General features: G+C 67.8%; 9 protein-coding genes. All 9 read right to left on the bottom strand.

The annotated features are described in order from the left end of the window. Nucleotides 1-153: 153 nt before the first annotated feature. A complete protein-coding gene (locus ER13_RS15335) occupies nt 154-624 on the bottom strand; it encodes a hypothetical protein (protein WP_008262327.1) in 471 nt (156 codons plus the stop codon). After that, nucleotides 621-1,214 carry a response regulator gene (locus ER13_RS15330; RefSeq protein WP_008260486.1) on the bottom strand — a complete coding sequence of 198 codons (594 nt, stop codon included), beginning with the start codon at nt 1,212-1,214 and terminating at the stop codon, nt 621-623. The genes ER13_RS15335 and ER13_RS15330 overlap by 4 nt, the downstream gene beginning before the upstream one ends. 4 nt (nt 1,215-1,218) lie before the next feature. Then, complete coding sequence (locus ER13_RS15325; RefSeq protein ID WP_008258631.1) at nt 1,219-1,560, bottom strand: hypothetical protein; 342 nt, start codon at nt 1,558-1,560, stop codon at nt 1,219-1,221. Continuing rightward, nucleotides 1,560-2,105: a chemotaxis protein CheD gene (locus ER13_RS15320; RefSeq protein ID WP_008263088.1), complete on the bottom strand. Its 546-nt coding sequence runs from the start codon at nt 2,103-2,105 to the stop codon at nt 1,560-1,562. The genes ER13_RS15325 and ER13_RS15320 overlap by 1 nt, the downstream gene beginning before the upstream one ends. Continuing rightward, the gene (locus ER13_RS15315) at nt 2,102-2,491 is read right to left on the bottom strand and encodes a response regulator (RefSeq protein ID WP_008262387.1); all 390 of its coding nucleotides are present in this window, start codon (nt 2,489-2,491) and stop codon (nt 2,102-2,104) included. The genes ER13_RS15320 and ER13_RS15315 overlap by 4 nt, the downstream gene beginning before the upstream one ends. Nucleotides 2,492-2,508: 17 nt before the next feature. Next, nucleotides 2,509-3,549, bottom strand: a complete 1,041-nt coding sequence (locus tag ER13_RS15310; RefSeq protein WP_035310620.1) for a chemotaxis response regulator protein-glutamate methylesterase — start codon at nt 3,547-3,549, stop codon at nt 2,509-2,511. Continuing rightward, complete coding sequence (locus tag ER13_RS15305) at nt 3,549-4,409, bottom strand: protein-glutamate O-methyltransferase CheR (protein WP_008261553.1); 861 nt, start codon at nt 4,407-4,409, stop codon at nt 3,549-3,551. The genes ER13_RS15310 and ER13_RS15305 overlap by 1 nt, the downstream gene beginning before the upstream one ends. Then, nucleotides 4,406-4,861, bottom strand: coding sequence for a chemotaxis protein CheW (locus ER13_RS15300; RefSeq protein ID WP_008262141.1), 456 nt, complete (start codon nt 4,859-4,861; stop codon nt 4,406-4,408). Before ER13_RS15300 ends, ER13_RS15305 begins: the two co-directional genes overlap by 4 nt. 3 nt (nt 4,862-4,864) lie before the next feature. Beyond that, the coding region (locus ER13_RS15295; protein ID WP_197019806.1) for a chemotaxis protein CheA at nt 4,865-6,223 on the bottom strand (1,359 nt) is incomplete at its 5' end.

Raw genomic sequence — 6,223 nt, 5'->3', positions numbered from 1 at the left:
AGGTCCTGGACCGGGACCTTGCCGCAACGATCCGGTTGTGGTTAATAGATCTTAAGATACAATATCTTGCGGTGAACAAATCGCGAATCGAGGCCTGTGTCCGATTCGGTCCTGATTCGTTTCGCCCCTGTTCCGGATTCGGGAAGGGCGGCGTTAACCGGGGTGCACGGCCTGTTCGGCCACGGCGCGCAGACCCGCCAGCATCTGATCGACGGCCTCGCCGCCCTGGCAGTCGTTCGCCAGGATCAGGCTCAGGGCGCGGGCGTGGACCTGAACCTCGGGCCAGGACCAGGCGTCGGCGGCGGCCATCCGGTGGGCGGCGTCGCACAGGCTGTAGGCCGCCGCATAGAAGGGCGGGATCTCCATGAAGCCGGACATGTCGACCAGGGCCGACGCCAGGGCGTAGACCTCGCCGTCGGCGCCGGCCGGGCGGTCGGCGCACAGGCGGTTCAGGGCGTCGACCTTGTCCTGAAGCACCAGCAAGGTCCGGCCGCGCTGTTCCCCCAGCCCCTCTTCGGCGCGCGCGACGGCGTCCGCGATGGGCACGCCGCCTGGGCGCGCCATCTGGCGCTGAAGCGACGTCTGGACGTTTCGGAGACGGGGCGGGGTCGCATCTGCGGTCACAGGGCCACCTTCATCGGCTTCAACAGCATGTCGATATCGTCCTGATCCATATTGGCCTCGACGGCCTCGCCCAGTTCACCCGACAGGTCGGTCTGGCGGCGGCCTTCCTCCCCGGGCGGGGGACCATAGTTGCGCACGCGGCGATCGGGTCCGACGTAGTTTTCGACTTCGACGAACTGGCGCGTTTCGCCGCCCAGCCAGATGATCCGCTTCAGCAGGACCGCCGGAGTCAGGGGTTTGGCGACGATGAAGCTGGCGCCGCAGTCGCGCCCCTTGGCGACCAGGGCGCGGGCGGCGTGGCCCAGGATCATGATGACGGGCGTGAAGCGGATCGGCTCGGACGCCTCTCGCCTGAGCCAGCGGACGAAATCGTAGCCGTCCATCTCGGGCATGGCGCAGTCGATCAGGATCAGGTCGACGGACCGGCGCTGCACCAGTTCGACCGCATCCTTGGCCGAGGGACACTTCAGCTGTTCGCGAACTCCGAACCCCTGAACGATCGAACTCAGAAGATCGAGCGAGGTCGGCTGATCATCGACGAGCAGAACCGTCGAATGCGCCAGATTGATCTTGTCCGGCGTCTTGTGCACGGCGTCAGAACAGCATGAGGTCGCCCGAATCGGCAGCCTCGGTCGTCTTGACGCCGGCGGCGGGGCGCAGGCGCACCGCCATGTCGGCCAGGGAGATCCGGCTCACGGATTCCGCCGGTGTCGCGCCGTCGCCCAGCATTCTCAACACGCCGGACAGGGCTTCCAGCCTCTGGGTCAGGGCGTCCAGGGCCTGGGCCTCGGTCAGGGCCTCCGCCCGATCCTCCGCCGGCGCGCGCCGCACCAGACGGCTGACCAGGGCCTCGACGTGATCGATCCCCTCGCGCACACGCATCAGCTCGTCGGCGACGGCGACCAGGAGGTGGGCGTGTTCGGGAGGGGCGTGCATCAGAAGAGCTCCAGGGCGCCCGTATCGACGGGGGGCCGAACGACGGGGACGGGCTTGGGCGCGACGGTGTCGGTGACGGCGCGCTGCATGGCCTTGCCGGTCACCGGCCAGTAGTGCAGGCGGCGTCCGCCGTCCCCGCGCAGGCTGCCGCCCACCACGGGAATGCCTTCGTCACGCAGGAATTTCTCGGCGAAGTCGGCGTTGGAACGGCCGACGTCGCGCAGACTGTCGAACATCCGCCCGCCGCCGAACAGCTTGGCCTCCAGCCGCTCGCGGCGTCCGCCGGCCTTCAGCAAGTCGTTGATCAGAAGCTCCATCGCATAGGCGCCGTAGCGACGCCCCGCGTCAGTTCCCGCGCCGGATCCCTCGGGCAGCAGGAAGTGGTTCATCCCGCCGATCCCGGCGACCGGATCGCGCAGGCACATGGCCACGCAGGAGCCCAGAATGGTGCTGAGGACCACGTCCGGGTCGGACGTGATATGATGCTCGCCCTGGCCGACGTGCAGTCGTTTTTCCTTGTTGTCCTTGAGGGCCGAGAAACTCATGTCAGCGGACCGAAGACGGCTTCCAGCTTGCCCTTCAGTTGGGCCACCGTGAAGGGTTTGACCAGATAGTTGTTGACGCCGAACTGCACCGCCCGCTGCACCAGTTCGCGGTCGGCGCGGCCGGTCAGCATGATGAAGGCGGTCTTGGACGTCGGCGGGTGGGCGCGCACGGCGCGCAGCAGGCCCAGTCCGTCCAGGTTCGGCATGTTGTAGTCGGAGATGATCAGGTGCGCGGGCTTGGAAATGATGTCGCGCAGGGCGATTTCACCGTCGGCGGCTTCGCGGATCTCGCGCACGCCCAGTTGTTGCAGGCTGGTGCGAACCAGCGAGCGCATCGTCATCTGATCATCGACGACCAGGCAGTGGAGAGAGGCGGCGGCGGGCATGATGGCGCTCCCGGGGGTCAGGCGATCGACCGTGCGCCCGAGTCGGCGCACAGTTCTAGAATAGCGGGGGACAGGCGGTGGAGCGGCAGCTGCCGTTCCACGGCGCCCAGTTCGAAGGCGGCTTTCGGCATGCCGTAGACGACCGAGGTCGATTCGTCCTGGCCCAGGGTGCGGCCGCCGGCGTCGCGAATGGCCTTCAGGCCCTTGGCGCCGTCCTTGCCCATGCCCGTCAGGATCACGCCGGTCATCGGCCGCTTCAGGCGGACAAGCGACTCGAACATGACGTCGACCGACGGACGGTGGCCATTGACCGGGTCGCTCTGCACCAGATGGCAGCGGGGGGTCATGCCGGGCGTCAGCTCCAGATGCGCCGCGCCGCCCGGCGCCAGATAGATGTGGCCGGCCTTAAGTTGCGCGCCTTCATAGGCTTCGGTCACGGTCGGAGCGCAGACGCGGTCCAGACGGGCGGCGAAGCTGGCGGTGAAGGTCGCCGGCATGTGCTGGGTGATGATGGTCGCCGGGCAGTTGGCCGGGAAGCCGCTCAGAACGGTCAGAAGGGCTTCGACCCCGCCGGTCGACGAGCCGATGGCCAGGATATGGCTGGCGGCCGGGCGATAGGCGCTGGGCGCCGCCGCCGAGGCCGGCATGTCGGCGCGGGCGCGGACGCGCGAACGCGCCGCCGTCTTCACCTTCTCGATCAGGTCGTGGAAGGCGTCGACGCTGGCCACGGCCGGTTTGGCCACCGCGTCCACCGCGCCGATTTCCAGCGCCGCCAGGGTCACGTCCGTGCCCGCCGCGGTCAGGGTCGAGACCATGACCACCGGCATGGGCCGCAGCCGCATGATCTTCTCGAGGAACTCCAGCCCGTTCATGTTGGGCATCTCGACATCCAGGGTCAGGACGTCGGGATTGAGCTCCTTGATGGCGGCGCGGGCCTCGATCGGATCGGCGGCCGTGCCGACGACCTCGATTTCGGGATCCGACTTCAGGGCGGCCGAGATCAGGCCGCGCATCGTCAGGCTGTCGTCCACCACGAGGACTTTGATCTTGGCGCTCATCATGCGGCTCCCAGGCGGTAGGTGGTCAGGCCCGCGGTCTGCAGCAGGCTGGCGGCCGGCCCAGCCACGCGTTCGGAATGGCCGATATAGAGGGTGGCGCCGGGGTTCATCAGGGGGACGAAGCGGCTCCACACCCGCTCCTGGGTGGGATCGTCGAAATAGATCACCACGTTGCGACAGAAGATGACGTCGAACTTGCCCTTCATCGGCCAGTCGCCGATCAGGTTCAGTTCCTTGAACGACACCAGGCGTTTCAGCTGCGGCCCGGCGGTCCAGGCGCCACGATCGGCGCGGTTGAAATACTTGCGCCAAAGGGTGACCGGCGCCGGTTCCAGCGCCTCTTCGGAATAGGTCCCGTCGTGGCCCTGAGCGACCATGTTGGGGTCGATGTCGGTGGCCAGGATGCGCACGTCCAGGTCCGCCGCCTCGGGCAGGACCGACAGCACCGTCAGGGCCATCGAATAGGGCTCCTGCCCGTTCGAACAGGCCGCCGACCACAGCCGCACCCGGCCGCCGGCGCGAGCGCGCTCGACCAGTTTCGGCAGGACCCGGTCGCGCAGGTCGTCGAAATGGTGGGGCTCGCGATAGAAGCGGGTGACGTTGGTCGTCAGGGCGGCCGTCATCTTCTGCCGCTCGTCGACCCCGTCCACGCCCTCGACCAGGGCGCAGTAGTCGCGGAAACTCGACAAACCCAGGGTCCGCAGCCGTTTGGCCAGGCGCGAATAGACCAGAGCCGCCTTGCCCTCGTTCAGGGCGATGCCCGCGTGGGCATGAAGCATTTCGGCGATCTGACGGAAATCCTCGGCGGTGAAGACGAATTCGCCCTCGACGATGGATCCCCGTCCTGGGGCGGGATTCATGCGGCTTCAGCCTCGATATGGGGCAGGATGTGGTCCAGTTCGATCAGGCTGATCATGCGCCCGTCGATCGAGAATATCCCCTTGACGAAGGTCTTGACCTGGTCGCTGGCGACGTCGGGCGTCGGCTGGACCGAGGCCTCGTTCATCTCCAGGATGTCCGACACGGCGTCCACCAGCAGCCCCACCATCCGGCCGCCGATATGGGCGACCATGATGACGTGACGGGCCGTCGGCTCGGACGTCTCCAGACCGAAACGCGCGCCCAGGTCGATGATCGGCAGGACGGTGCCGCGCAGGTTGATGACGCCCTTCATATAGCCGGGCGAGCGCGGCAGCGGCGTCGCCGGGGTCCAGCCGCGGATTTCACGCACCGACATGATGTCGACGCAGAATTCCTGGCGGCCGATGCGGAAGGCGATGAGTTCGCGTTGGGAGTCGTTGGCTTCGGTCATGGCTCAGCTCGCAAGCTTGAAATCGGGGCGGGAAGATCGGCGGCGCATGTCTGTGACCAGGACGTCCACGTCGAGGATCAGGGCCACGCGACCGTCGCCCAGGATGGTGGCGGCGGCGATGCCCTCCACCTGCTGGTAGTTGGTCTCGAGGCTCTTGATCACGACCTGGCGCTGGCCCTGGATGGCGTCGAACAGCAGGGCCGCCTGTTGGCCGCCCTCGGTCTCGACGACCACGGCGACGCCTTCGGACGGAACCACCGGGGTGTCGCGGAAGCCCATGGTCATCGCCACATCGATCAGGGGCAGGAAGCGGTCGCGGAAGCGGATCACCGGATCGACCCCGCCGACATAATGCAGGTCGCCTTCTTGCGGCGTCAGGCTTTCGACGATGGCCGGCAGCGGGGCGATCAGGATCTGGTCGGCGGCGGACACGACCATGCCGTCCAGCACCGCCAGGGTCAGCGGCAGGCTGAGGGTGAAGGTCGACCCCTTGCCCGGAACCGAACTGATCGAGATGCGGCCGCCCAGGGCCTGGATCGAGCGCTTGACCACGTCCATGCCCACGCCGCGGCCCGAGATGTCGGACACCACGGCGGCGGTCGAGAAACCGGGCAGGAAGATCAGATTGTCGATCTGCTCGTCGGTCAGGGCGGCGTCAGGCGCGACCAGCCCCTTGTCGATGGCGATCTTCTTGACCCGCTCGCGATTGATGCCGCGCCCGTCGTCGGAGATTTCGATGACGATGCGGCCGGACCGGTGCAGGGCGGCCAGGCGAACCGTGCCCTCGGCCGTCTTGCCGGCGGCGATACGCTCGTCGGGCGTCTCCAGGCCGTGGTCGATGGCGTTGCGCAGCATGTGGGTGATGGGCTCGGCCAGGCGTTCGACCACGGTCTTGTCGACCTCGGTGTCCTCGCCGGCGGTGACCAGACGAACCTGTTTGGAGACCATGTCGGCGACTTCGCGGACCAGGCGCGGCATGCGCTGGAACACCGACTTCACCGGCTGGGCGCGAATGGCCATGACGCTGTCCTGGATCTCGCGCGTCAGAAGCTCGAGGTCTTCTAGGCCCAGGGCGATGCCGGACGAGCGGGCCAGGCCGCTTTCCAGCACGCGTTGCGACAGCATGGCCTGCTGGATGACCAGTTCGCCGACCACATTGATCAGGCGATCGACCCGGTCCAGATCGACGCGGATGGTGACAGGGGCCGGCGCGACGGGCGCCGCGACCTGGGCGGGCGGAATCGGCGCGGCCGGCGCCGGGGCGGCGGCTGGGGTGGACCAAGGCGGGCTTCCACGGCCTTGAGCCGAGGGCGCGCCGGACGGGGGCGGGGTGGGGCGTGGCGGCCCCGACCCCGGTGTCAT

The organism is Brevundimonas sp. EAKA, assembly GCF_000698025.1.
In the GTDB taxonomy this organism is placed as follows: Bacteria; Pseudomonadota; Alphaproteobacteria; order Caulobacterales; family Caulobacteraceae; genus Brevundimonas; species Brevundimonas mediterranea_A.
This window is presented reverse-complemented; position numbering and strand designations above follow the sequence as displayed.

Excerpts from the sequence above, each read along its gene's own strand:
- ER13_RS15325 (WP_008258631.1), bottom strand. The coding sequence starts at position 1,560 with ATGCACGCCCCTCCCGAACACGCCCACCTCCTGGTCGCCGTCGCCGAC.
- ER13_RS15320 (WP_008263088.1), bottom strand. The coding sequence starts at position 2,105 with ATGAGTTTCTCGGCCCTCAAGGACAACAAGGAAAAACGACTGCACGTC.
- ER13_RS15315 (WP_008262387.1), bottom strand. The coding sequence starts at position 2,491 with ATGCCCGCCGCCGCCTCTCTCCACTGCCTGGTCGTCGATGATCAGATG.
- ER13_RS15310 (WP_035310620.1), bottom strand. The coding sequence starts at position 3,549 with ATGAGCGCCAAGATCAAAGTCCTCGTGGTGGACGACAGCCTGACGATG.
- ER13_RS15305 (WP_008261553.1), bottom strand. The coding sequence starts at position 4,409 with ATGAATCCCGCCCCAGGACGGGGATCCATCGTCGAGGGCGAATTCGTC.
- ER13_RS15300 (WP_008262141.1), bottom strand. The coding sequence starts at position 4,861 with ATGACCGAAGCCAACGACTCCCAACGCGAACTCATCGCCTTCCGCATC.